Annotated in this window: 22 protein-coding genes; 11 read left to right on the forward strand and 11 right to left on the reverse strand. The window is 71.6% G+C overall.

The window, feature by feature from the left end:
• Positions 1-23: 23 nt before the first annotated feature.
• Positions 24-2141 carry a TPM domain-containing protein gene (locus RLT58_RS12440; RefSeq protein WP_311314496.1) on the forward strand — a complete coding sequence of 706 codons (2118 nt, stop codon included), beginning with the start codon at positions 24-26 and terminating at the stop codon, positions 2139-2141.
• Between the two features lie 88 nt (positions 2142-2229).
• On the forward strand, positions 2230-2943 hold the full coding sequence (locus RLT58_RS12445; RefSeq protein WP_311310464.1) for a PspA/IM30 family protein: 714 nt from the start codon (positions 2230-2232) through the stop codon (positions 2941-2943).
• Between the two features lie 18 nt (positions 2944-2961).
• On the opposite strand, the gene RLT58_RS12450 is transcribed toward RLT58_RS12445, so the two are convergent.
• The 6 genes from RLT58_RS12450 to RLT58_RS12475 form a co-directional block, all read right to left on the reverse strand.
• Positions 2962-5517 carry a SpoIIE family protein phosphatase gene (locus tag RLT58_RS12450; protein WP_311314497.1) on the reverse strand — a complete coding sequence of 852 codons (2556 nt, stop codon included), beginning with the start codon at positions 5515-5517 and terminating at the stop codon, positions 2962-2964.
• A gap of 193 nt (positions 5518-5710) precedes the next feature.
• Complete coding sequence (locus RLT58_RS12455; protein ID WP_311310465.1) at positions 5711-6139, reverse strand: ATP-binding protein; 429 nt, start codon at positions 6137-6139, stop codon at positions 5711-5713.
• Between the two features lie 236 nt (positions 6140-6375).
• Entirely contained in the window at positions 6376-6783 is a 408-nt protein-coding gene (locus RLT58_RS12460) for a (deoxy)nucleoside triphosphate pyrophosphohydrolase (protein WP_311310466.1), read from the reverse strand.
• Between the two features lie 43 nt (positions 6784-6826).
• Positions 6827-7027, reverse strand: a complete 201-nt coding sequence (locus tag RLT58_RS12465) for an SPOR domain-containing protein (RefSeq protein WP_311310467.1) — start codon at positions 7025-7027, stop codon at positions 6827-6829.
• A gap of 206 nt (positions 7028-7233) precedes the next feature.
• A complete protein-coding gene (locus RLT58_RS12470) occupies positions 7234-9009 on the reverse strand; it encodes a purine-cytosine permease family protein (RefSeq protein ID WP_311310468.1) in 1776 nt (591 codons plus the stop codon).
• A 227-nt stretch (positions 9010-9236) separates the two neighbouring features.
• A complete protein-coding gene (locus RLT58_RS12475; RefSeq protein WP_311310469.1) occupies positions 9237-9989 on the reverse strand; it encodes a GntR family transcriptional regulator in 753 nt (250 codons plus the stop codon).
• A 268-nt stretch (positions 9990-10257) separates the two neighbouring features.
• Between RLT58_RS12475 and RLT58_RS12480 the strand changes: the two genes are divergently transcribed.
• The 3 genes from RLT58_RS12480 to RLT58_RS12490 all read left to right on the forward strand — a co-directional run bounded on the left by RLT58_RS12480 (position 10258) and on the right by RLT58_RS12490 (position 15733).
• Positions 10258-11658 (forward strand): glycoside hydrolase family 18 protein, encoded by a 1401-nt coding sequence (locus tag RLT58_RS12480; protein ID WP_311310470.1) that lies wholly within the window; start codon positions 10258-10260, stop codon positions 11656-11658.
• 265 nt (positions 11659-11923) lie between these two features.
• Complete coding sequence (locus RLT58_RS12485) at positions 11924-13036, forward strand: pyridoxal-phosphate dependent enzyme (RefSeq protein WP_311310471.1); 1113 nt, start codon at positions 11924-11926, stop codon at positions 13034-13036.
• A gap of 99 nt (positions 13037-13135) precedes the next feature.
• The gene (locus RLT58_RS12490) at positions 13136-15733 is read left to right on the forward strand and encodes a discoidin domain-containing protein (RefSeq protein WP_311310472.1); all 2598 of its coding nucleotides are present in this window, start codon (positions 13136-13138) and stop codon (positions 15731-15733) included.
• On the opposite strand, the gene RLT58_RS12495 is transcribed toward RLT58_RS12490, so the two are convergent.
• On the reverse strand, positions 15720-16628 hold the full coding sequence (locus tag RLT58_RS12495; protein WP_311310473.1) for a DMT family transporter: 909 nt from the start codon (positions 16626-16628) through the stop codon (positions 15720-15722). The genes RLT58_RS12490 and RLT58_RS12495 overlap by 14 nt on opposite strands.
• Before the next feature lie 39 nt (positions 16629-16667).
• Here RLT58_RS12495 and RLT58_RS12500 point away from each other — a divergent pair, with 39 nt between their 5' ends.
• A complete protein-coding gene (locus RLT58_RS12500) occupies positions 16668-17222 on the forward strand; it encodes a MarR family winged helix-turn-helix transcriptional regulator (protein WP_311310474.1) in 555 nt (184 codons plus the stop codon).
• Positions 17223-17276: 54 nt separating this feature from the next.
• Here the strand turns inward: RLT58_RS12500 and RLT58_RS12505 are convergent, their stop codons facing one another.
• The 4 genes from RLT58_RS12505 to RLT58_RS12520 all read right to left on the reverse strand — a co-directional run bounded on the left by RLT58_RS12505 (position 17277) and on the right by RLT58_RS12520 (position 20015).
• Positions 17277-18413, reverse strand: a complete 1137-nt coding sequence (locus tag RLT58_RS12505; protein WP_311310475.1) for an SPFH domain-containing protein — start codon at positions 18411-18413, stop codon at positions 17277-17279.
• A gap of 57 nt (positions 18414-18470) precedes the next feature.
• Positions 18471-18908 (reverse strand): NfeD family protein, encoded by a 438-nt coding sequence (locus tag RLT58_RS12510; RefSeq protein ID WP_311310476.1) that lies wholly within the window; start codon positions 18906-18908, stop codon positions 18471-18473.
• Positions 18909-19035: 127 nt separating this feature from the next.
• Positions 19036-19416 carry a hypothetical protein gene (locus RLT58_RS12515; RefSeq protein WP_311310477.1) on the reverse strand — a complete coding sequence of 127 codons (381 nt, stop codon included), beginning with the start codon at positions 19414-19416 and terminating at the stop codon, positions 19036-19038.
• A gap of 134 nt (positions 19417-19550) precedes the next feature.
• Positions 19551-20015, reverse strand: a complete 465-nt coding sequence (locus RLT58_RS12520) for an ATP-binding protein (protein WP_399131403.1) — start codon at positions 20013-20015, stop codon at positions 19551-19553.
• A gap of 318 nt (positions 20016-20333) precedes the next feature.
• On the opposite strand from RLT58_RS12520, the gene RLT58_RS12525 reads away from it, so the two are divergent.
• From RLT58_RS12525 to RLT58_RS12545, 5 genes are all read left to right on the forward strand, one after another.
• Complete coding sequence (locus tag RLT58_RS12525; RefSeq protein WP_311310479.1) at positions 20334-21200, forward strand: Sco1979 family transcriptional regulator; 867 nt, start codon at positions 20334-20336, stop codon at positions 21198-21200.
• A complete protein-coding gene (locus tag RLT58_RS12530; RefSeq protein ID WP_148020507.1) occupies positions 21197-21448 on the forward strand; it encodes a DUF397 domain-containing protein in 252 nt (83 codons plus the stop codon). The genes RLT58_RS12525 and RLT58_RS12530 overlap by 4 nt, the downstream gene beginning before the upstream one ends.
• 82 nt (positions 21449-21530) lie before the next feature.
• Positions 21531-22349 carry an SAM-dependent methyltransferase gene (locus RLT58_RS12535; protein WP_311310480.1) on the forward strand — a complete coding sequence of 273 codons (819 nt, stop codon included), beginning with the start codon at positions 21531-21533 and terminating at the stop codon, positions 22347-22349.
• Positions 22350-22462: 113 nt separating this feature from the next.
• A complete protein-coding gene (locus RLT58_RS12540; RefSeq protein WP_311310481.1) occupies positions 22463-23161 on the forward strand; it encodes an ArsR/SmtB family transcription factor in 699 nt (232 codons plus the stop codon).
• Between the two features lie 522 nt (positions 23162-23683).
• Entirely contained in the window at positions 23684-24793 is a 1110-nt protein-coding gene (locus RLT58_RS12545; protein WP_311310482.1) for an AIPR family protein, read from the forward strand.
• Positions 24794-25052: the final 259 nt, after the last annotated feature.

Genomic DNA, 25052 nt, shown 5'->3' on the forward strand with positions numbered 1-25052 from the left:
GCCTCACAAACGTGACGCCGCCTGTGAGCCGAACCCGGATCCTCATACCGGGCCGGGCCCTGCTCGCCGTGTTGTTGACGGTGGGCTGGCTGGCCCTTTCCCCCGCGCCGACCGCACGCGCCGACGGGCCGGTCGCGCTGTCCCGGGACGGGCAGATCACCGACCGGGTGGGCGCGCTCGGGAACCGCAAGCCGCAGGTGGTCACCGCGCTCGACCAGCTCTACGACAAGCGCCGCGTCCAGCTCTTCGTGGCCTACGTCCGTGACTTCTCCGGACGCTCCTCGCAGGACTGGGCCGACGAGACGGCCGACCGCAACGGACTCGGCCGGGACGACGTCCTGCTGGCCGTCGCCACCCACGACCGGCAGTACGCGTACTCCGTCGACCAGGACTCCCGCCTCACCGACGCGCAGCTCCAGGACGTGGCGAGCACCGCCATCGAGCCGGCGCTCAAGGAGAACGACTGGGCGGGCGCCGCGATCGGGGCCGCCGACGGCTACTCCGCCGTCCTGGCCGGCGCCCCCGTCCCCACGCCCGCGATCACCCCGGGCGCCGACGACCCCGGCAGCGGGAAGTCCGCCGGCACGGACACCGGTGACCTGATCCTGCCGATCGTCCTCGTCGGCGGCGCCGGAGCGGTCGCCGCGTACGCCTTCACCCGGCGCAGACGGCGCGCCACCACCCGTACGACACCCGCCGCGACCGGCTGGGGGCCCGCCGGAGGCGGGCAGGGCGGTGCGCCGCCGCCCACTGCGCTGCCTGAGCTGGACGCCCGGGCCAAGCAGACCCTCGTCGACACGGACGACGCCGTCCGTACGAGCGACGAGGAACTCGGTTTCGCGACGGCCCAGTTCGGGGAGGAGGCGGCCACTCCGTTCACCGAGGCGGTCGCGTACGCCAAGGGCGAGCTGACGGCGGCGTTCCGGCTGCGCCAGCAGCTCGACGACGCGTTTCCTGAGGACGACGCCACCCGGCGGCGGATGCTGGACGAGATCATCGGCCGCTGCGCGGACGCCAACGCCCGGCTGGACGCGGTCTCCGAGGACTTCGACCGGCTGCGGGAGCTGGAGCGCAACGCCCCGCAGGCCCTGGCGGCGGCCGAGACGGGGTTCCGCGCGCTCGCCGGCCGGGTCGCCGCGGCCGAGACCGCGCTCGCCGCGATGCGCGGCCGCTACGCGCAGTCCGCGTCGGCCCCGGTCGCGGGCGACGTCGAACAGGCCAAGGACCGGCTCGTCTTCGCGACGTCCTCGCTCAACCGGGCCCGGCAGGCGGTGGACGGCGGCGACAACGCGGCGGGCGCGGTGTACGTACGGGCCGCCGAGGGCGCGATCGGGCAGGCGGCAGCCCTCACCGACGGCATCGACCGCCGGGCCCGGGAACTGGACGAGGCGGCGGGCAAGGTGTCGGCCGCCCTCACCGAGCTGGAGACGGACCTCGCGGACGCGGGCGGGCTGCTGGAGGGCACGGCGCAGGGGGTCTCCACGGCGGATCTGCGCGGCCGGATCGCCCGCGCGCGGTCGGTGGCCGACGGCGTACGGCAGGAGGTCGGGGCCGGTCCGTACGACCCGATCGACGCCCTGCGCCGGGTGGAGGAGGCGGACACGGCGCTGGACGAGGCGCTGGCCGGCGCACGCGAACAGGAGCAGGGCGACCGGCGGGCCCGCTCGCTGCTCGACCCGGCGATGCTCACCGCGCGCTCGGCGGTCGGTGCCGCGGCCGACTACATCACGACGAACCGGGGCGCGGTCGGCAGCCGGGCCAGGACCCGGCTCGCGGAGGCCCAGCGGCGGCTGGAGCGGGCCCGCGAGCTGGCCGGCACGGACGACGCGCAGAGCGCGCTGGCCGAGGCCCAGCGGGCGGACGCACTGGCCGGCGAGGCCCGGAGCCTCGCGGAGCAGGACGTGCGGTCGTACGGCGGTGGCGGCGGCACGGGCGGGATGCGGGGAGGCGGCCCGGGCGGCGGGATGGGCGGCGCGGTCCTCGGCGGGATCATCCTCGGCGGCCTCATGGGCGGCGGCCGAGGAGGCGGGTTCGGCGGCGGTGGCGGCTTCGGGGGCGGCGGCTTCGGCGGGGGCGGCGGGCCGGGCAGCTTCGGCGGCGGGGGCACCCGCGGCCGCAGGGGCGGCGGCGGCCGCTTCTGAACGACGCCCGCACCCGTAACCCGACCCCGCCCGCGCCCGTGCGCACGGACCGCACCACGGAACGACCGGACCCCACAGGAGAGGTGCCATGACCAAGCAGACCATTCTCGGACGCGTCACCCAGCTGGCGAAGGCCAACATCAACAGCCTGCTCGACCAGGCCGAGGACCCGCAGAAGATGCTGGACCAGCTGATCCGCGACTACACGTCGAACATCTCGGAGGCCGAGCAGGCCGTGGCCGCCACCATCGGCAATCTGCGGCTGATGGAGCAGGACCACCGGGAGGACGTCGAGGCGGCCGAGGAGTGGGGCGGCAAGGCGCTCGCCGCCAGCCGCAAGGCCGATGAGCTGCGGGCCGGCGGATCGGCCGCCGACGCCGACAAGTTCGACAACCTGGCCAAGGTCGCGCTCGGCCGCCAGCTCCAGTCGGAGAAGGAGGCGAAGACCGCCGAGCCCACCATCGCCTCGCAGACCGAGGTGGTCGACAAGCTCAAGACCGGCCTGGACCAGATGAAGGCGAAGCTGACCGAGCTGAAGGCCAAGCGCGACGAGCTGGTGGCGCGCGCCAAGTCCGCGCAGGCGCAGAACCAGATGATGGACTCCGTCAAGAACATCAACGTCCTCGACCCGACGAGCGAGCTGAGCCGGTTCGAGGACAAGGTGCGGCGCGAGGAGGCGAAGGCGGTGGGCAAGCAGGAGCTGGCCGCCTCCTCGCTGGACGCCCAGTTCGAGCAGCTGGACTCGCTGGGCGCCAGTGCCGAGGTCGAGGCCCGTCTCGCCGCGCTGAAGTCGGGCACCTGAGCCGGCCGGGGGCCGGCGTCAGAACATGCTGAGGAGTTCCTCCACCGTGCGCTCGGCGGCCGGTCCGCCGTCGGGCAGCGGCAGTTCGAACCAGACGGTCTTGCCGCGGGGGGTCCGCCTGGACCCCCACGCCGCGCTCAGCAGCCCGACCAGCTGGAGCCCCCGGCCGCCCTCGTCCGTGTCGCGGGCCCGTCGGCGCCTCGGCTGGACGAGGCCCGCGTCCCACACCTCGCACACCAGGGTGCGGTCGCGCAGCAGCCGGAGCCTGATCTCCCCCTCGCCGTACCGCAGGGCGTTGGTGACCAGCTCGCTGACCAGCAGCTCGGTGGTGTCCACCAGTTCCTCGAGGTCCCAGGCGAGGAGCTGGCCCCGGGCCAGTTCGCGGGCGCGGCCGACCGAGCGGGGTTCGCGGGGCAGCCGCCAGTCGCCGACCGCCTCGGTGGGCAGCCCCTGGATGCGGGCCATCAGCAGGGCGATGTCGTCCTCGCCGTGCCGGGTGTGGAGCGAGCCGAGTACGTGGTCGCAGACGTCCTCGATGGGGCGGTCGGGGTCGACCAGGGCGCGGCGGAGCGCTTCCAGGCCCTCGTCCAGGGGGTGGTCGCGGGACTCGACGAGCCCGTCGGTGTAGAGGGCCAGGAGCGCGCCCTCCTTGAGCTCGACCTCGACCTCCTCGAAGGGTTCGCCGCCGACGCCGAGCGGCATTCCGGGGGGTACGTCGAGAAGGAGCGCGGCTTCGCCGGGTTCGACCACGGCGGGCGGCAGATGGCCCGCGTTGGCGAAGGTGCAGCGCCGGGTGACCGGGTCGTAGACGGCGTAGACGCAGGTCGCGAGATAGACCTCGGAGAGGTCCGCCTCGCGGGACTTGTGCGCGGCGCGGGACGGCCACTGGGCACCGCCGCCCCCCTCGGACGAGGCGGCGCCGGGGGTGCCGAGCCCCCGGGCGACCTCGTCGAGCGCGGAGAGCACCTCGGCGGGTTCCAGGTCGAGGAGGGCCAGGGTGCGCACGGCGGTCCGCAGCTCGCCCATGGCGACGGCGGCGCGCAGCCCGCGGCCCATCACGTCACCCACGACGAGGGCGGTGCGGTGCCCGGGGAGTTCGATCACGTCGAACCAGTCGCCGCCCACCTCGGTCGCCGTGTTGCCCGGCAGATAGCGGCACGCGATGTCGAGGCCGGCGGCCTCGGGGTCGCCGGGGGGCAGCAGGCTGCGCTGGAGGATCAGCGCGCGCTCGTGCTCGCGCCGGTAGAGGCGGGCGTTGTCGATACAGACGGCGGCGCGGGCGGCCAGCTCGGTGGCCAGGGCCCGGTCGCGGTCGCCGAACGGCTCGCTGCCCTTCGTACGGGAGAACCGCACCAGGCCGACCACGGTGTCGTGGGCGACCATGGGCACGGCCAGCGTGGACTGGACGAAGCCCCGGTCGTCGCCGGGCACGTCCGTCACCCGGCCGCTGCGCAGGGCGACGGCGCAGGGCGAGCTGAAGGGGTAGCGGTGGACGGCTCCGAGTGCGGGCGGCCCTTCGGCGGTCAGCCCGGTCTCGTCGTCGGGGGCGGTGTCCGGGACGGCGTCGGACACGGCGCTGGCGAAGGCGACGCGGCGCAGTTCGGCGGAGCCGCCGACCGCTTCCTGGCGGAGCGGGCTCCAGCTGCCGGGCGCGGCCTCCTCGCCGGTGAGGAGGGCCTGGTAGAGGTCGACGGAGGCGAGGTCGCAGAAGCCGGGCACGGCGACATCGAGGAGTTCGCGGGCGGTGGTCTCCAGGTCGAGGGAGTTGCCGATGCGGGCGCTCGCCTCGTTGAGCAGGGCGAGATTGCGCCGGGCGCTGGCGGCCTCGCGGGCGGCGATGTGGCGCCGGGTCACATCGGTGGCGAGTCCGGCGATGCCGGTGGGGCGCCCCGATCCGCTGTGCACCCGGTAGAGGTTGATCGACCAGTGGCGGCGCTCGGTGTCGCCGGGGGCGGTGCCGACGAGCTGGAGGTCGGTGACGGATTCGCCGGTGGCCAGGACGCGTTCGAGCGTGGCGGTCAGCCGGGCGGCCTCCGCGCCGGCGAGGTAGTCGTCGACCGTGCGGCCTCGGTGGTCGTCGGCGCGGCCGCCGAAGACGGTGGCGAACCGCTGGTTGGCGCGGACGACGGTGAGGTCGGTGCCGAACAGGACGAACCCGAAGGGAGATTGGCCGAAAATGGCCTGCGAGGCCGCAAGGTCCGTTTCGATCCGGCGGAGTGCGCGGACGTCCACGACGATGCAGACCGCCGCCCGTTCGCCCGACGCCGTCTCACTGGGCATCACATAGATCTCGGCGAGCCCGTGCACCCCCTCCTCGTCCGGCATCCGGAACGGGACGAGGCCGGTCCACTCCCTGCCGTCGAGCACCGCGTCGACCGTGCGGCGGCCGTCACGGCGCAGCTCGGCGGGCATGAAGACGTCGACCGGGTCCCGGCCCACCACCTCGTGCGCGGCAACGCCGAAGAGGCCGGCGGCCCGGCGGCTCCACTGCTCGATCAGGCCGTCGGGGCCGATCGAGAAGGAGGCGACCCTGATGTAGTCGTAGATCGAGCCAGGCGGACTGCTCTGCCACACGACGTCGCCCGCTGTCCCAGGTATTTCGCTCACGCGACCGTCCCCTCCAGCTCACACACCGGACCGGTCCTGCCCGCAGTATTCAGCACTACGGCCCCGTCCGGCACGGCGTTCACGATCACAGCACGGTCTCAGTCCCTTTCAGCCAGGTTCTGCCCGACCTCCGGTGATCGCTGTGCGTCCCACCTGACTCCTAACCAGGCAGGGCCAGCTCGAACCACACCGTCTTGCCGCTCTTTCCCCGTCGGGTCCCCCAGCGGCGGGCCGAACACGCCACGAGCTGCAGTCCCCGGCCGCCCTCGTCGTCGGGACCGGCCGTGCGTTCGGTGGGCGGATCCGGAAGCGGATCGGAGACTTCCACCAGCAGACCCGAGTGGGCGGCGGGGCCGTCGCCGTCGGGATGGGGGCGCACCAGGCGCACCCCGATCGGGCCCGCCGTGTAGCGCATGGAGTTGGTCACCAGCTCACTGACCAGCAGAACGGCCACATCCCCGACGGCGGCGTCCAGCCCCCAGCAGCGCAATGCGTCATGAACGGCGTGCCGGGCCGTGCGCACGGCACCGGGAACAGCCGGAAAGCTCCACTCGGCCCAGTCGCCTTCGGTATCGGTCACGCCGTTCACTTCCCAAGACCAGCAGCGGAGAACGCCCGGTGTGTGGGGGCTAAACAGCACATACCCGGAATTTATGACGAAATACCGCAGCTGTCGGCACGTGGGGCGTACGGGTGTACGGCCCTGCGCGCGAACGGATGTACGGGGCGGGAGGGCGCACGCGCCCGGTTCCACGCGCCGTTGATCAGAGACTCCGCTCGGCCGTGTGCGCCGCAAGCGGGAGGGCGGCGGGCGGAACGCCGCGCTCAACTGGGCCGATCGCCACCGGGCCTTCTCCGCACGGCTTCCGCGACCGCGGGCCGGTCCAGTTCCAGCCAGTCCACCGTGTCGATCTCGCCGGGCCCCAGCCAGCGCAGCTCGTCGTGGTCCTCAAGGGGCTCGGGCACACCCGAGATCAGCCGGACGGTCCACACGTGCAGGACATAGCCGCGCGACAGCGGCCACTCGCCGGGAATCCGCTCCAGCGGCTCCGTCTCCACACCCAGCTCCTCGCGGAGCTCGCGCACGAGCGCCTGTTCGCCGCTCTCCCCCGGCTCGACCTTGCCGCCCGGCAGTTCCCAGCCGCCGGCCAGCTCGGGCGGCGCGCTGCGGCGCGCGGCCAGCAGCCGCCCCCGGTCGTAGACGGCACCGGCCACCACTACGCGATCAGTCATGGCCCGGAGCGTAATGCCGCGCTCCGGCGCACCACGACAGGTCCTACGGTCGGGCGGCCTGCCCGATGCGCTCCACCCAGTAGAGCTGCTTGTGGCCGCGGTCCTGCAGCTTGTCGGCGGTCCGCTGCGCCTCGGCCTGCGTGGCATACCTGCCCACGCGGTAGCGGTTGCCGTTGTCGTCCTGCCGTATCACCAGCCAGTGGAGCACGGCACCGCTGTCGCTCATCGTGCCCCTCCCGAGCATTGCGCCCCTCCCCTGAACGGCGTGCACGTCTCTAAGGATCCCCAGGAAACCGCAGTACGCATATGCCCGAGCGTACGCCTGACCTTCACGCAACGCATACGTGATTGCACAAAGAGATACCGATCCGGCCAGGTACGGATCAATGCTTCGGGGGCGCACCCGAACGGATGCGCCCCCAGGGCTTCTTCACGGCCGCGGCCGGCGGGCTACACCGGGGCGGCGCCTTCGCGCAGCGCCGGCACCGGCATGAGGACGGGCCCGTCGGCCGGGTCCTTGCGGCAGACGTCGCCGCACTCCGCGTCCAGCGAGCAGCAGAGCGAGCAGATCGGCCCGGACTGCACGGGGCAGTCGGCGATGTCCGGGAGTTCGTAGGCGGTTTCGCAGACCGCGCAGGTGTGGGTGGCGGTGATGTCCGCGACCTCGACACCGGGGCCGTTCACCGGATTGGGCCGGGCCAGGTAGTACTTGCCCTTCGTGGCCCAGGCGATCAGCGGACAGAGCGTCAGGGAGAGCCCGGCCGCGATGAAGGTCGAGAACGCCTCGGCGTACGTGCCGAACAGCCCGAAGAAGGCGAGGATCGAGACGGTCGAGGCGATCACCATCGCCCCGAATCCCGCCGGGTTCACCGCGTACAGATAGGCGCGCTTGAACTCGATGTACGGGGGGCTCAGCCCGATCCGCTTGTTGATGACCAGGTCGGCGGCGACGGCCGCGATCCAGGCGATGCCCACGTTGGAGTAGAAGCCCAGCAGCTTGTTGAGGGCCGCGAACATGTTCATCTCCATCAGCGTCAGCGCGATGACGAGATTGAGGAAGATGTACCAGACCCGGCCGGGGTGGCGGTGGGTCACCCGGGAGAAGAAGTTCGACCAGGACAGCGAGCCGCTGTAGGCGTTGGTCACGTTGATCTTGATCTGCGACACGATCACGAAGAGCGCGGCCGCGGGCAGCGCGAACGAACCGAGCCAGGGCTTCAGCGCCTCGATCTGCGGGGCGATGGGCTCCAGCGCGTGCGTCTTGCCGACCGCCTCCAGGGCGACGAAGGCGAGCAGCGCGCCGCCGATCTGCTTGGCCGCGCCGATGATGACCCAGCCGGGTCCGGCGGCGAGCACGGCGAGGTTCCAGCGCCGCTTGTTGGCCTCCGTCCTGGCGGGCATGAAGCGCAGGTAGTCGGCCTGCTCGCCGATCTGGGCGATGAGCGAGAGCGCGACCCCCGTGCCGAGGCCGAACCCGACCCAGGAGAAGCCGGATCCGGCGCCCTCCGTACCGCCGAAGGAGCCGAAGGCGCCCCAGGCGTCCGGCGCCTCGAAGGCGAGGACGACGAACGGCAGCACCATGCCGATGATCCAGACCGGCTGGGTCCAGGCCTGCACCTTGGCGAGGGCGCCCATGCCCCGGAAGACGATCGGGATGACGATCAGAGTGGTGATCAGATAGCCCGCCTCGACGGGCAGTCCGACGGCCTGGTGCATGGCCTGGGCCATGATCGAGCCTTCGAGGGCGAAGAAGATGAAGGTGAACGACGCGTAGATCAGCGAGGTCAGCGTCGAGCCGAAGTAGCCGAAACCGGCGCCCCGGGTGACCAGGTCCATGTCCAGGCCGTACTTGGCGCAGGCGCGGGCGATGGGGATGCCGGTCAGGAAGATGATCGTCGCGGCCGCCAGGATCGAGGCGAACCCGCTGGTGAAGCCGTAGGTGAAGACGATCGACGCGCCGATCGCGAAGTCGGCGAGATAGGCGATCCCCCCGAGCGCGGTGCCCGCGACGGTCCCCGGCGACCAGCGCCGGAAGGAGTGCGGCGCGTAGCGAAGGGAGTAGTCCTCGCGGCTCTCGTCGGCGGCGAGCTTGGCGTAACTGCGCCTGGGCGGCGGGGCGCCGGCCCCGGCCGCCGGGGCCCCCGGGCCGTGTTCCGGCTCCGGGGCTCCGGCGGCGGGCTCGGCCGGCGGGCTCTCGGCCGTCCTGGGTGTGGCGGTGTCCGTCATCGGTGACTTCCCGTTCGTCAGTCCGGTGTGCGGGGTTCGAACGGGAAGGTAGGAGCGGGACATGACAAGCCAGGACGGTCGGCGATTGCCCGGCTGTTACGGCACCCGGGCGGCCGTTAACTTGTCGTCACGGCCGCCGGACGCCTCCCACCGGATACCGGTCACCCGACAGGAACGGCGCCCCGGACGGGCGCGGGACCGGCGGACACGGCCCCCACCAGGGCACCTCACCGGACGGGCAGGTGGTAGGCGATCCGGTAGCGGTCGGCGGGCACCACGACATCTGCGGTCTCGACCGGGCGGCCCGACGCGTAGTACGTCCGCTCGATCACCATCACCACATGGCCCGGCACCCCGCCGAGCGCCAGGAGCTCCTCCGCCAGCCCCGGGCGCGCGCCGACCTGCTCGGCCACGTTGTCCACGACCACGTCGATCGCGGCCATCCGCTCGACCACCCCGCAGCCGCCGAGCGGCCCCTCCTCCGGCAGCATCACCGGCGTGCGCCCCGTGATCGCGAGGGCCTCCCAGGAGGTGGAGAGCATCATCGGCTCGCCCGCGTCCCGGAACACGTAGCGCGTGCGCATCACCCGGTCGCCCGGCTCGATCCCGAGCCGTTCGGCGATCTCCGGCGGCGCCGCCTCCTGCTCGCTCCGGGACTCCCAGGTCCCCCGCGCGCCCTCCGCCGTCTGCTCCTGGCGAAACGGTCCGGCACCCGACTCCGGACGGAAGCCGGAGCGTGCGATCCGGCGCGGGACCGGGCGCTCGCGCACATAGGTGCCGGAGCCGGACCGGCCCTCCACCAGCCCCTCGGCCATCAGCACCTTGCGCGCCTCCAGCGCGACGGTGTCCGAGACGCCGTACTCCTCGCGGATACGCGCCTGCGACGGCAGGCGCGTATGCGGCGGCAGCGAACCGTTGACGATCTTCTCTCTCAGATCGCTCGCAACGCGCAGATAGGCGGGCTGCTCACCGAAAGTCACAGGCCACTCCCCAAAAGGTTGACAGACTGCAACAGCGTCGCAACCGTCGGTTCCGCCCCGCAAGCACAGGCCAGAGTTTCACTCGAAGTGATGGTTCCTGGCCGGGGTGCGCATATCCCGCCGGAGGCCACCACCACTTCTTCGGCCGTTCTCGCCGCCACCTCTTGACCTTATTTGGTCCAGACCAATAACTTCCTCTCCACACCACCCTGTTCACCTCTTTCGCCCAGGCATCAGCCCCCGCAGCACACGTACAGGAACGGGCCCCATGCGTCGAAGAATCCTGTCCTCCCTGGCCATCGCCGCCTGCGCCTTCTCGCTGGCAGCCACCGTCTCCCCCGCCGCCAACGCCTCCGCCGGCCACGGCAAGGGGCACGGCAAGGACCACGGGAGCAGCGGCCACCACAGCTCCGCCCCCGCCTACAAGCGCGTCGGCTACTTCACCCAGTGGGGCGTCTACGGACGCGACTTCCAGGTCAAGGACCTGGAGACGAGCGGCACGGCGGCCAAACTCACCCACATCAACTACTCGTTCGGCAACGTGAGCGCCGACGGCAAGTGCTTCACCGGCAATGTGCCCGGCGAGGCCGACGCCTGGGCGGACTACGTCCGTCCGCTGGACGCCGCCGGTTCGGTGGACGGCGTCGCCGACACCGACGACCAGGCCCTCGCGGGCAACTTCAACCAGCTGCGCGAGCTGAAGGCCAAGCACCCCGGCCTCAAGGTGATGATCTCGCTCGGCGGCTGGAGCTGGTCCACCCACTTCTCCGACGCGGCCCGCACGCCCGCCTCCCGCAAGGCCTTCGTCTCCTCCTGCATCGACCTGTACATCAAGGGCAATCTGCCGGTGGACGGGACGCGTGGCGGGCAGGGTGCCGCGGCCGGGCTCTTCGACGGCGTGGACATCGACTGGGAGTGGCCGGGATCCGCCGGTGACACCGACACGGTCTACCGGCCCGAGGACAAGCGGAACTTCACCGCCCTGGTGCATGAGTTCCGCACCCAGCTCGACGCCTACGCGAAGAGCAGCGCCAAGGCGCAGAAGGGCCGCCACGGCGGGAAGCCGAAGCCCAAGCACTACGACCTCTCGGCGTTCGTCCCGGCCTCGCCCGAGAAGATCGACGCGGGCTTCGACGTCCCGCGCATCATGCGGGACTTCGACTTCGTGAACCTCCAGGGCTACGACTTCCACGTGTCGGGCGAGTCCACCACCGCCCAGCAGTCCGCGCTGTACGCCAAGGGCGACTTCAGCGGCGACCGGACCGTGCGCGACTGGCTGAAGCGCGGCGCCCCGGCCCGCAAGCTCGTGCTGGGCATCCCGTTCTACGGGCAGGGCTGGACGGGCGTGACCGGCGGCGGCGACGGCCTCGGCCAGCCTGCGGCGGCCCCCGCCCCGGCCACCTGGGCGGACGGCTACGAGGACTACAAGGCCCTCAAGAAGCTGGCCGAATCCGGTACGTACAAGGTCCACCGCAATGTCCGGGACGGCAGCGCCTGGCTGTTCGACGGCACCACGCTGTGGACGTACGACGACCCGCAGGTCCTGCGCACCAAGTCCGCCTACATCCGCGACCACCGGCTCGGCGGCGCGATGTTCTGGTCGCTGGACGGGGACACCGACGACGGCGAGCTGATGACCGCCGTCGACCGGGGGCTCTCCCACCGCTAGGGCGTGTCGTCAAACTGGTGTCGTTGCCCGAAGGGCGGCCGGGCGGCGTCAGGTGCGTGCTCTCGGCGTGCCGGCCCCAGGCCCCTGTACTGGACGTACCGGGGTCTGGGGCCGGTGCGGCGAGAGTGCGTGCATGGCGTCGCCCGGCAGACGCCAGTTTGACGACACGCCCTAGGGCGTGTCCGGCCCAGAACCGGTTCCGGGGCGGCTGCGTCGGCGCAGCCGCCCCGGGGCCGCCCACTTGGCGGCTGGCATGCTGGCTGCCATGGCCACCCCGCACCTCCCCCCGTACCGCTGCCCCCAGGACGGCACCCGCGCCGACGTCGACTCGGCGCCCTGGTGCTGTCCGGTCTGCCGGGGTCCCTGGGATCTCGACCTCGCGCTCACGGACCCGCTGCGCCCCGGCGAACTGCCGGGCCGCGTCAACTCCCTGTGGCGCTACGAGGAAGTCCTGCCGCTGTCCGCGCCGGAGACCACGCTCGGTGAGGGCCGCACCCCGCTCGTCCCGCTCACCGGCACGGTCTCGGCCAAGCTCGACTTCCTGATGCCGACGCTCTCCTTCAAGGACCGGGGCGCGGTGATGCTCGCCGAACTGGCGCGCAGGCTCGGCCCCGGGCGCGTCGTCGCGGACAGCAGCGGCAACGCGGGCACCGCCGTCGCCGCGTACTGCGCCCGCGCCGGGCTGCCCTGCACAGTGTACGTCCCCGAGGGCACGTCCCCGAAGAAGACGGAGCAGATCCGGGCCCATGGCGCCCGGCTGGAGACGGTCCCCGGCGACCGCGAGGCGACCGCGCTCGCCGCCCGCGCCGCCGCCGACGCCCCCGGTGTCTTCTACGCCTCGCACGTCTTCAACCCGTACTTCCTGCACGGCACGAAGACGTACGTGTACGAGCTGTGGGAGGACCTCGGCCGGCTACCGGACGCGATCGCGGTCCCGGTCGGCAACGGCACGCTGCTCCTCGGCGCCGCCCTGGCCGTCTCCGAACTCCTCGCCCAGGGCCTGATCGACACCTCTCCCGCGCTGGTGGCGGTGCAGGCCGAGGCGGTGTCCCCGCTGGCGGCGGCCTTCCACGCGGGGGCGGACGACCTGCTCCCCGCGCCGGCCGGTGCCACGGCCTCCCCCACCCTCGCCGAGGGGATCGCCATCGGCCGTCCGCCGCGCGCCCGGGCGATCCTGGCGGCGGTGCGGGCGTCGGGCGGCACGTTCCTGACGGTGACCGAGGACCGGATCCGCGCCGCCCAGCGGGATCTGGCCGCTCGGGGCTTCTACGTGGAGACGACGGGCGTGGCCTGCTGGGCGGCCGTGGGCGGCTGGACGGACCGCAGCGTCGTCGTCCCGCTGTGCGGCGCGGGGCTGAAGACGGGCCTCGCGGCCTGAGGGACGGCGGGGGCGGGCCGCGCGGCCGGGGGCGCGCGTCAGCCGTTCACCCGCGCGCCGTGCCCCGCCGCGCCGGGCCCGCTTCCCTACGTTCGTAGCGTGAGCCTCTCGCGTACCTCTCTTCTCACGGTCCTGGCCGCATGCGCCCTGGTCGCCGCGGCGCCACTGCCGGCGCCCGCCGCGCAGGCCACCGCGCCCCAGGCGTCCTCGGTCGCCTGCGGGCGCGACACCGATCCCGCGTGGGCGCCGGCCTCCACCGCCTACGGAGAGGCGGCAGGCTACGACCCGTACGTGGGCAACGGCTATCTGGGTCACCGGGTGCCGGCCGCCGGCGCCGGGTACGCGGAGCGCGCGGAGAAGACCGGCTGGCCGCTGTTCACCCCGCGCTACGACGGCGCCTTCGTCTCCGGGCTCTACGGCCGCGACAAGGACCTGGCGGCGGGCCGCGAGGTGGTGGCCGCGCTGCCGAGCTGGACCGACCTCGATGTGCGCGTCGGCGGCGAGACCTACGGCTCCGCCACCCCGGCGGGCCGGATCTCCCGCTACCGCCAGACGCTGTTCCTGCGCTGCGGACTGGTGCGTACGTCGCTGCGCTGGACCGCCTCCGACGGCCGCGCGACCGACCTGACGTACGAGGTGCTGGCCGACCGCGCCGACGTGCACACCGGAGCGGTACGGCTGCGCATGACCCCGCACTGGAGCGGCACGGCGACGGTCACCGGCCGGCTCGACCCGCGCGGCGCACGCCGGATCGCGCTGGAGGACGACGGAACGTTCCGGACACGGGGCACCGGCACGGAGGGCGCGATCGTGCAGACCGTGCGCCGCCCGTCGTCGGCGCGCACGGATACGGCCCGGGTGAGCGCCGGGCACACGTATACGTTCGAGAAGTACGTGGGCATCGACACCGCGCTCACCTCGCGCACCCCGCGCACCACCGCGCGCGAGGCGTCACAGCGCGCGGCCCGGCGCGGCTGGTCCGCCGTCCTCGCGGAGAACGCCGCCGCCTGGCGCCGGGACTGGTCCGCCGATGTGACCGTGCCGGACAGCCCCGACCTCCAGAAGTGGCTGCGCTCGGCGCAGTACGGGCTCCTCGCCGCCACCCGCGCCGGCTCCCGCGACAGCATCGCCCCGGCCGGACTGACCAGCGACAACTATGCGGGCATGGTGTTCTGGGACGCCGAGACCTGGATGTTCCCCGGGCTGCTCGCCACCCGGCCCGAGCTGGCCCGTTCGGTGGTCGAGTACCGCTACCGGACGCGCGGCCAGGCCCGCAGGAACGCCGAGAAGCTCGGGTTCGACGGCCTGTTCTACCCGTGGACGAGCGCGAGCCGAGGCGCCCTCCGGTCCGAGTGCCAGAGCTGGGACCCGCCGCACTGCGTCACCCAGAACCACCTCCAGGGCGATGTCTCGCTGGCCGTCTGGCAGTACTACCTGGCCACCGGCGACCGCGACTGGCTGGCCGGACACGGCTGGCAGATGCTGCGGGGCATCGCGGAGTTCTGGACCTCGCGCGCCACGCGGAACGGCGACGGCAGCTACTCGGTGAAGGAGGTGGCCGGCCCCGACGAGTACAGCAACGACGTCACGGACGGGGTGTTCACCAACGCCGTCGCCGCCACCGCCCTGCGCAACGCCACCCGCGCGGCGCGTCTGCTCGGGCACCCCGCCCCGGCGGAGTGGACCGGGGTGGCGGACGGTCTGCGCATCCCGTACGACCCGGACCGCAAGCTCTTCCTCCAGTACGCGGGGTACGACGGCTCGACGATCAAACAGGCCGACACCGTCCTGCTCATCCACCCCCTGGAGTGGCCGATGGAGCCGGGGGCGGCCGCCTCGACGCTCGACTACTACGCGGCGCACACCGACCCCGACGGACCTGCGATGACGGACTCGGTCCACGCGATCGACGCGGCGGCCATCGGGGAGCCGGGGTGCGCCACGTACACCTATCTACAGCGGGCGGTGCGCCCGTTCATGCGCGGTCCGTACGCCCTGTTCAGCGAGGCGCGCGGCGCGAAGGCGGGCGCGCAGGACCCGCTCTCCGGCTTCCCTGCCGAGGACTTCCTCACCGGAAAGGGCGGCTTCCTCCAGGTGTTCACGCACGGCCTGACGGGTCTGCGGCTGCGGGAGGACGGGGTGCGCCTGGACCCGTTGCTGCCGCCGCAGCTCGGCAGGGGCGTCGGCCTGACGGGCCTGCACCATCGGGGGCGTACGTACGACATCGCCATCGGCCCCCGGACGACGGAGGTCCGCCTGACGTCGGGTGCCCCCTTCACCGTGGACACCCCGGCGGGCCCGCGCCTGCTGTCGGGCACTCTCACCCTCCCCACGCGCCGCCCCGACCTGACCCCGACCACCGACGCGGCCCGCTGCCGCCCCGCGACGGCCACCTCCGAGACACCCGGTCTGTACGCGGCGGCGGCGGTGGACGGCAGCCCGGCGACGGCGTGGTCCCCGGACGGCGGTACGGGCACGCTGACGGTGGACCTGGGGCGGACGGCCCCGGTGACGGGCATCGCCCCGGAGTGGACGGAGGTGCGCCCGGCCTCGTACGACGTGGAGACATCGGTGGACGGCCGGCACTGGGAGCCGTACCGGAAGGGGACGGCGGCGCGCCAGGTCCGGCTGACGGTCCGTTCCACGGACGAGGACCGGCCCACGGGCCTACGCGAACTGACGGTCACCCAGCCCTAGAGCACTGCTTGTCCTCGGCCTCGCTCCGGGGCCCGGCCGGCCGCCGCACCGCGCGGCGTGGCCGGCCGAGCAGAATCCCGGCCAGGACGAGGACGAGCCCGCAGATCTGCCGCAGGGTGAGCGCCTCCCCGGCGACGGCGGTGCCGAGCAGCACCCCGGTGACGGGGTTGAGCAGCCCGACGAGACCGACGGTCGCGGCGGGCAGACGGCGCAGGCCCGCGAACCAGGCGGCGAAGGCGAGGGCGGTCGCCACCACGGTGACGTAACCGAAGCCGAGGACGGCGGGTCCGTCGAGCGCGGGCGGCGCGCCCTCCACGGCGACGGCGAGGGGCAGCAGCAGGAGGCCGCCGGCGACGAGCTGCCAGGAGGTCGAGGCGAGGACATCGGTTCCGGTGCCCCAGCGCTTGGTGAGGATGTAGCCGAGGGACGACATCAGCATGGCGGCCACGGACGCCAGCACGCCCCGGACGTCCGCGGCGACGGCGCCGGTCAGCAGCATGAGGCCGACCCCGCCGATGCCGGCGGCGGCCCCGAGCAGGGGCCGGAGACCGGGCCGTTCGGCCACGAGCGCCCAGGCGATCAGCATCATGGCCACGGGCGAGGTCGCCATGATCGTCGACGCGGTGCTGGTGGGGAGCAGTTGCGCGGCGGCATAGACGAGGGCGAAGAACCCGCCCATGTTGAGCACTCCGAGGACGGCGGCCTTCCACCACCAGGATCCGTGCGGCCGTTCGCGCCGGAGCGCGAGCAGGAGCAGCCCGGCGGGCAGGGCGCGGATCGCGGCGCCGTAGAGCGGGGTCCCGGCGGGCAGGTAGGCGTGGGTGACGTAGTAGTTCGTCCCCCAGGCGACCGGGGCGACCGCGGTGACGAGGACCCAGCGCGCATTAGCTTCCATGGAAGCTAATATACCTTCCCCGGAAGCTATAATGAGGCCATGCCGGAAGAGACCACCCCGCACCCCCTCCCCCAGCCCGCCGCCCAGCCCCTCGACCACGTGGCCCGCATCCAGGCGGAGTGGGCCCGCGAGCGCCCGGATCTCGATGTGAGCCCTCAGGCGGTGATCGGGCGACTGCACCGCCTGGCCGGGCTGCTCACGGAGGAGCTCTGCGTGGTCTACCGGCGGTTCGGCCTGAGCGAGGGCGAGTTCGACGTCCTGGCGGCGCTGCGCCGGGCCGGCGAGCCGTACGAACGCGCCCCCGGCGAGCTGGCGGCGCACACCATGGTCACCACCGGCGCGATGACGAAGCGCATCGACCGCCTGGAACGCGCGGGCCTGGTCACCCGCCGCCGCGCGGCGGACGACGGCCGCGCCCGCGTGGTCGCCCTCACCCGTGCTGGCCGCGAGCTGATCGACCAGGCGTTCACGGAGCACATGCGCAACGAACGCGCCCTCCTCGACACCCTGACCGGGGACGAGGCGACGGCGCTGGAGGGGCTGCTGACGGCATGGCTGGCGAGGGTGGAACCGGGGCGCGAGGCGACCGCCTGACGGGCGGGCCCGGGCCCGCCCGCCGTACGCCGCCACTCACCCGTACGCCGTCACTCACTCACCGGACGTCCGCCTCCGGTCCGGCAGCTGGGTCGCTCCGGCGGCCTCCGCCTCCGCCTTCGCGTCGCTGACGGCGGCGGCGGCCTCCTTGGCGACCTCGTCGGCCGCCGTGGAGGCGTCCAGCAGGAGCTTCGATCCCGGCTCCAGCTCCGGAGCCGCGCGCTCGCCCACGCCCGCGCGCTCGTCATCGCCCTCGCCCTCCTCCGACGTGCCGCCCGCGGCCGGCGCCTCCGCTCCCGGCGCCGACGGGGGAAGTCCCGTCGCCGACTGGTCACCGAAAGCACTGGTGACGGCACGCACCGCCTCGGTCAGCTCGCCGGGAATCACCCAGAACGTGTTGTTCTCGCTCTGCGCCAGGTGCGGGAGCGTCTCCAGGTACTTGTAGGCCAGGACCTTCGGGTCGGCGTTGTTGCGATGGACGGACTGGAAGACGAGCTCCACCGACTTCGCCTCGCCGTCGGCCCGCAGGATCATCGCCTGCTGCGTGCCCTGCGCCTCCAGGATGTCCTTCTGCTTGGTGCCCTCGGCGGTGAGGATCTTGGCCTGCCGCTCCCCCTCGGCGTGCAGGATGGCCGCGCGCTTGTCCCGCTCGGCCCGCATCTGCTTCTCCATCGCCTCTTTGATGGTGTTCGGCGGATCGATGGCCTTGATCTCGACGCGGTTGACCCGGATGCCCCACTTCCCAGTGGCGTCGTCGAGGACCGTACGCAGCCGGGCGTTGATCTCCTCGCGCGAGGTGAGCGTGCCCTCCAGGTCCATGCTGCCGATGACATTGCGCAGCGTGGTCACGGTGAGCTGGTCGATCGCCTGGAGGTAGTCGGCGACCTCGTAGGCCGCCGCCCTCGGATCGGTGATCTGGTAATAGAGCACGGTGTCGATGTTGACCACGAGGTTGTCCTCGGTGATCACCGGCTTGGGGTCGGACGAGTACACCTGCTCACGCACGTCGAGCTTGGTGTTGACGCGGTCGGCCACCGGCAGGACGAAATTCAGGCCCGGTTGCAGCGCGCGGTACCGGCCGAAGCGCTCGATGTTGTAGCGGCGCGCCTGCGGGACGATCCGCACGGTGGCGGCCACGAGAAAGACGACGACAATCGCCGCCACCAGAATCGGGATGACGAACGGATCCACGCTTCCTCCCTCGCTAGGTGTTCAGCAGGTCACCTTCTGCGGGTCACGTCCAGCAGGTCAGGGCAGGAGTTCGCGGGGATACACGACAGCCGTCGCGCCCTCGATCTCCATGACGTCCACCAGCGCTCCCACCGGAATCACATGGCTCTCGTCGAGCGCGCGGGCGGACCACTCCTCACCGGAGATCTTGATCAGACCCCGCGTCGCGGTGACCTCGCGCACCACCTCGGCCCGCTTGCCGACCAGCGCGTCGCTGCCCTCATGCGTGAGGGGGACCCGCGCCATGCTCCGCAGCGCGACGGGCCGGACCAGGACGAGCCCTGCCACCGCCGCCACTCCGAGGGCGATCACCTGGCCGAGGACGCCGACCCCCACACCGGCCACGACGGCGGCCACCAGCGCGGCACCGGCCAGCAGCCCGAAGACCAGCGTCAGGGTGAAGAACTCCGCGACACCGAGTGCCGCGGCGGCGAGCAACCATGCGAGCCACGGCATCGAATCAGCCTTCCAGGGGGGTGTACCCAGTACATACCCCCCGGAACCGGGACGGAACCCCCGCGGGCACCACCCGCCCCGGCCCGTCCACCGCCCCGCAGACCGGGCCGAGCGGCACGGAACGGGATCAGCCGGCCTCGGCGCCCCGCGCCGACAGGGGCGCCCAGGTGTAGCGGACGCGCACGCCCTGATCGCGGAGCCAGGCGGCCTCGCGGTGGCGCAGCTCGCGCGCGCACTCCGGGGCGATGGCGCTCGGCCAGCGGACGAGGACGGCCGTGACGTGTCCCGTCTGCGCCAGCTGTCTCACCCGGCGCCACCCCCGGCGCCGGGCCGGGTCGGGCTCGCCGTACGTGTCGGTGACGACCTCGGCGATCCTGAGCCCGCGCTCCCGGGCGAACGCCCGGCCTTCTCGCTGTGCGCGCTCCGTCGCCTCCCCGCGCGCGCCCGGGGACCGGTCGGCACATACGTACAGCACAACGGGAGAGGCGGTTTCACCGTGGGGAGTCATGGCGCCTTCTCTGGGGGGATCGAGGGCGGGGTCTTCCCCGCCGCGCGAGGGGGTCGCGGCGGTTGTGTGCGACGGCGGCCGGGTCCGGGCCGGGTGCCGTCCTGTCTCGTCCTGTGCCGTCCGGGTCCCCGGCATCAGGGGCTGGTCCTCAACTCTGCCCAGACGACCTTCCCTTGGCCGCGCGTCGAGCGTGCGGAGCCCCAGCTGTCCGCGAGCTGCTGGACGAGGAACAGTCCGCGCCCGCCCTCCGCGCCGGGGCCGGCGTGCCGTTCGGGCGGGCGGACCGGGGTGGTGGCACCGCCCTCGTCGTGGAGCTCGATGCGCAGGCGCTGTTCGTCGCCGGTCAGCGTGAGGCCGCACAGGACACGGCCGCTGCCGGTGTGGAGCACGACGTTCGTGGTCAGCTCGGAGACCAGCAGCACCGCGTCGCCACAGGTGTCGCCGGAGAGCTTCCAGGCGCGGAGCCGGTCACGCACGGTGTCGCGGGCGGACTTCACACTCGTCCGCAGGGCGGGCAGGCCGAACCAGTACTCCCGGCACGGTGCGGCCCCGCCTAAGGCGGGGGTCGAGGCCGGGACCGAGGGTGGGGACAGAGTCACGGATGTCGCCTTCCAGTGCCCTCCGGGCGGCGGGCTCGATGTGGGGGTACGGGCTGCAACTCGGACGGTGAGAGGCGTGTGCCGAGGCAGGCAACGGGCGACGGGGAGCCGACGCCGGCATCGGCGTCACGTGTCCCGTCCGGGGCCGGACCCTGCGTCAGAGGTGTGCCTTGACCGCTCACACACCAACTATGCGCGTGATCGCATGCACCCTGCAACCGACTCCCTGATAATTTCAGCACCGTGGGTATCACTCTGGCGCCAACATCAAATGGGCTGTAAGAATGGCGCTATTGACGGACTCTCAGGAGGTTGGGTGTGAGCGAAGCCCGTTCCGGCACCAGCGCTCCGACAGTCCTGCGCATGATCCTCGGCCGTCGGCTGCAGGAGATGCGGCTCGGCGTCGGCGCCTCGCTGGAGGACGCGGCCAAGGCTCTGCGTGTGACGCCCCTGACGATCCGCCGTCTGGAGAAGGCCGAGGTCGCGCTGAAGCCGCTCTACGCGGAGAAGCTGCTGGAGACCTTCGGCGCGGACCGCCAGGAGATCGACGAGTTCGTCGACCTGGCCGAGCAGGCCAACAAGCCCGGCTGGTGGCACTCGTATCGTGATGCCGTCCCCAGCTGGTTCACGGCCTACGTCAGCCTGGAAGCGGGCGCCCAGACGCTCCGCACGTACGAACCCCAGTACGTCACCGGGCTGCTGCAGACCCACGACTACGCGCACGCGACTCTGCGCGGCGGGCTGCCGAACGGCAGCGAGGAGGATCTCGCACGCCGTGTGGAGCTGCGGATGCGCCGCCAGAGCCTGCTGGAGCGGGAGAACGCCCCCACGTTGTGGGTGGTCATGGAGGAAGCCGTACTGCACCGGGTGGTGGGCGGCCCTCATGTGATGAAGGAGCAGATCGAGCGGCTCCTGGACGTCTCCGAGCTCGTCCATGTCAGCCTCGACATCGTGCCCTTCACGGCGGGCGCGTATGTCGGAGCCTGTGCCCCGTTCACATATTTCCGGTTCGAGGAACCCGAATTGCCCGACATCGTGTACAGCGAGCTCCTGTCCGCATCGGTCTATCTGGACCAGCGCGCGGACGTCGTCTCCCACCTCGAGGCACATTCCCGCATGGCGCTGCTGACGTCGTCCGAGGACAGCAGGGCGCTCCTGAACCGCATGCGCAAGGAGTACTCATGACGATCACCGACGAGGGCGTCTACAACGGCATGCCGGCGCGCAACCTCGGGGAACAGGGCTGGGAACGTCCCTGGAGCGGGCCCAACGGCGGCCAGTGCGTCGAGACGAAGCAGCTCGCCGACGGCCGCGTGGCCGTACGGCAGTCCACCGACCCGGCCGGCCCGGCGCTGATCTACACGCCGGAGGAGATCGCCGCGTTCGTCCGCGGGGTCAAAGAGGGTCTGGCCGATCACTTGGCCGCCGGGTGATCCGACGGCATGAGGGAGGGACGACGACACCGGTCCCGTCCCCGGCCTCCGGGCCGACCGACACACGCATGAAGGGGAGCACATGAGCACCAGGCAGGCCGGCCGGGACCTCGACACGAGCAGGGCGCACTCGGCCCGGATGTACGACTACTTCCTCGGCGGCAAGGACCACTTCGAGGTCGACAAGGAAGCCGCCCTGCTCGCCGTCGAGGCCAACCCCAGTCTCCCCGTGGTGGCCCGCGAGAACCGGGCTTTCATGCACCGGGCCGCACGGGTTCTGGCACAGGAACACGGCATCCGCCAGTGGCTGGACATCGGCACGGGCATCCCGACCGAGCCCAATCTGCATCAGATCGCCCAGTCTCTGGTGCCCGAGGCCCGTGTGGTGTACGCGGACAACGACCCTCTCGTCCTGAAGTACGCCGAACGCCTCATGCGCAGCACGACGCAGGGACGCACGGCCTATGTCGAGAGCGACATCACCGACCCCGACGCACTGATGAGCGCGGTCCGGGACACGGAGGTACTGGACTTCACCCAGCCCATCGCTCTCAGCCTCAACGCGATTCTGCACTTCGTCGTCGACGCGCAGGAGCCGTACGCCATTGTCCGCCGACTGCTGGACCCTCTCCCGGCCGGCAGCGCCCTCGCCATAAACCACTGCACACCCGACTACGACCCGGAGACCTGGAAAAAGGTCGTGGAGGTCTACAAAAGCGCCGGCACTCCGGCGCAGGTCCGCTCACACAGCGAGGTCAGCCGCTTCTTCGACGGCCTCGACCTGCTTGCCCCAGGCGTCTGTGTCTGCCACCGCTGGCGGACCCCCGAACCCGTCGCGGGCAAGCCGGATATTCCGGATGCCCAGATCAGCCTGCTCGCGGGCGTAGGGATAAAGCGCTGACCGGAGGGATTCCAGCCCGCCGGGGAGGCGGGGCCCCTGCGCGGCGACGGCGGGGCCCGGCCTCGTTGCCGTGAGCGGCGCGGAAGCGGGCATCGGATCGGTACCTTCACGATGTGACCGGCTCACCGGACTTGGCGGCTGTCGCCGCACTGATCGGCGATCGCACACGCGCGAAAATCTTGCCGACCCTGCTGGACGGCGGCCCGACAGCGGCCTCGTCCCTGGCCGAGCGGGCGAAGGTCTCGGCCCCACTGGCACGTGCGCACCTGCGCAAGCTGACGGCCGGCGGTCTGTTGGCGGTCCAGCCGCACGGACGGCAACGCCTGTACCGACTCAGCAGTCAGGCCGTCGCCGACGCCATCGAAGCTCTGCTGCTCGTGGCGCCCACTGCTCCCGCACGCTCCTTCCGCGATGTGGCCGAGAACGCCGCACTGCGCCGCGGCCGGATGTGTCACGACCACATCGGCGGCAGAACCGGCGTGGCGTTGACAAGAGGACTGCTCGACGGCCGATTCCTCGAATGCCGTGGGGCCGTCCCGCACGTCACACCTCGCGGGGTGCGGGCGTTCGGCCGCCTGGAGATCGATGTCGTCGAGCTGTCCCGGCGCCGACGCCCGCTCACCCGGGCCTGCGTCGACCGGAGCGAGCAGGGCCACCACCTCGGCGGGAGTCTCGGAGCCACCATCGCGTCGGAGCTCTTCCGCCGAGGCTGGTTGCGCACGAGGGAGGCCGGCCGCGTCGTCTCGGTGAGCGAACACGGCCGCGAGGTGCTGACCGAGACCTTCCAGCTGCACGCCTGCGGCAAGGGCTGAACGCTGAGCCGATGGGCGTGCGCGTCGGCACACGAAGACTTCAACCGGCGTTTGACCGATCCGGACCTACCGTTGCGGCATGGCTGCCAATGATGATGTGCGCTTGCTGATCGAGCGGGTGGACCGCCTGCAGATCCGTGCCGATCTCGCCGACTTGGTCGAAGGCGCCACCCGCACCGCCTGCCGCCCGACAGGAAGGACCAGCAGGCCGGACGCCGGCGCCGGGCCTCGCCGGGCGGCCGCCCCCGGGCTTCGGCTCCACGCGATACGAGAAGCGCAACACCGTCGAGCGGGCGATCAGCAAGCTGATGCAGCTGCGGCCGTCGCCACCCGCCGTGGCGACAAGCGCGGGTCTTCTCCCTCGGCGCCGCCACCGCTGACGCAGCCCACACCTGGGTTCGATCGCGATCGCAGCCAGATCCTGGCAGCTGCGCCACCCTCACCGAAAAGGCCAAGGCAGGACCATTCCCAAGCGTTACGCAGAATCTCTTGGTTCACGGGACGACGAGGGGCGGGACCTCCATGCACACGCTGCATGTTCACCACGTCAAGGATTCACTCAGCCAGGACTTCACCGGCCTGATTCACTTGAGTGATCTGACGGGCAGCCAGCGCGCCCAATCCGACACGATCTTCCTCAGCAGGGCATTGGCAGCTCGCGCCGTACAGCGCTTCACGGGCTGCACCCTCAACGAGGCCGCCGCCGTGACCGACGGGTTCCACGACAACGGGATCGATGCTCTGGGCATCGATGAGGAAAACCGCCGGATCGTCATCGTCCAGTCAAAACTAGACAGTTCAGGAAACTCTGGGCTCTCCCAGGCCGACGCCCTCAAGATCCGGAACGGCTGCAGCGACCTGTTCAACATGAAGTTCGACCGCTTCTCCCCCACGCTCCAAGCGCGTCGCACAGAAATCACTGCAGCTTTGAGTGATGCCGCGGTCACCTTCATCGTGGTTGTCGCCACTACGGGCCGAAGCGCCCTGCCAGCGGAGGCCCAGTATGTGTTCGCCGACTTCCTGGCGGAAGCCAACGAAAACGATCCAGTGGTCACCCTGGAAGTACTTGGCCTACGAGAATTCCACTCCATGGTGGTCGAAGGAACAGCAGGGCCACGGATCGAGTTGACCGTACCCACCGAGCAGTGGGGCAAAGTCAATCTTCCTTATCAGGCGTACTACGGACTTGTTCAGGCGACAGAAATCGCCTCATGGTTCGAACAGCACGGCGATCGACTCTTCTCGCAGAATCTGCGCAAGTCGCTCGGCAATACCGAGGTAAACGAGGGCTTGACCCACACGCTCCTCACCCAGGGCGAGAACTTTTGGTATTTCAACAACGGAATCACCGCACTCTGCGAGTCCATCAAGAAGGCACCTCGCGGTGGCTCTACCCACACGTACGGGGACTTCACGATCGAGGGCGTGAGCGTGGTAAATGGGGCACAGACCGTGGCGAGCATCCACCGGGCCGCAAAGAAGGAGGAGAAGTCTCTCGAAGAGGCCCGCGTATGGGTTCGATTCATCTCGCTCGAGGGATGTCCACCCGATTTCGCCACGGATGTGACCCGGGCGACGAACACACAGAACAGTGTCGAGAATCGCGACTTCGTCGCACTTGATCAACAGTAGGAACGCATTCGTCGGGACATGCTTCTGTCGCTGCACAAGCAGTACTCCGTCAAGCGCGGAGAAAACGTGCCCGCAGAGAGTGACGGGTGCACAGTCGAAGACGCAATCGTCGCCCTTGCCTGTGCCCACAACAATCCGTACTACACAGTCCTAGCGAAGAGCGCGGTTGGCCGGCTGTCCGAAAACACCGAACGAGCACCCGTACACAAACCTGTTCAACAACGGGACCAGCGCGCATCGAGTGTGGCGTTGCGTTCAA

The sequence above is a fragment of the Streptomyces sp. ITFR-16 genome (genome assembly GCF_031844705.1).
In the GTDB taxonomy this organism is placed as follows: Bacteria; Actinomycetota; Actinomycetes; order Streptomycetales; family Streptomycetaceae; genus Streptomyces.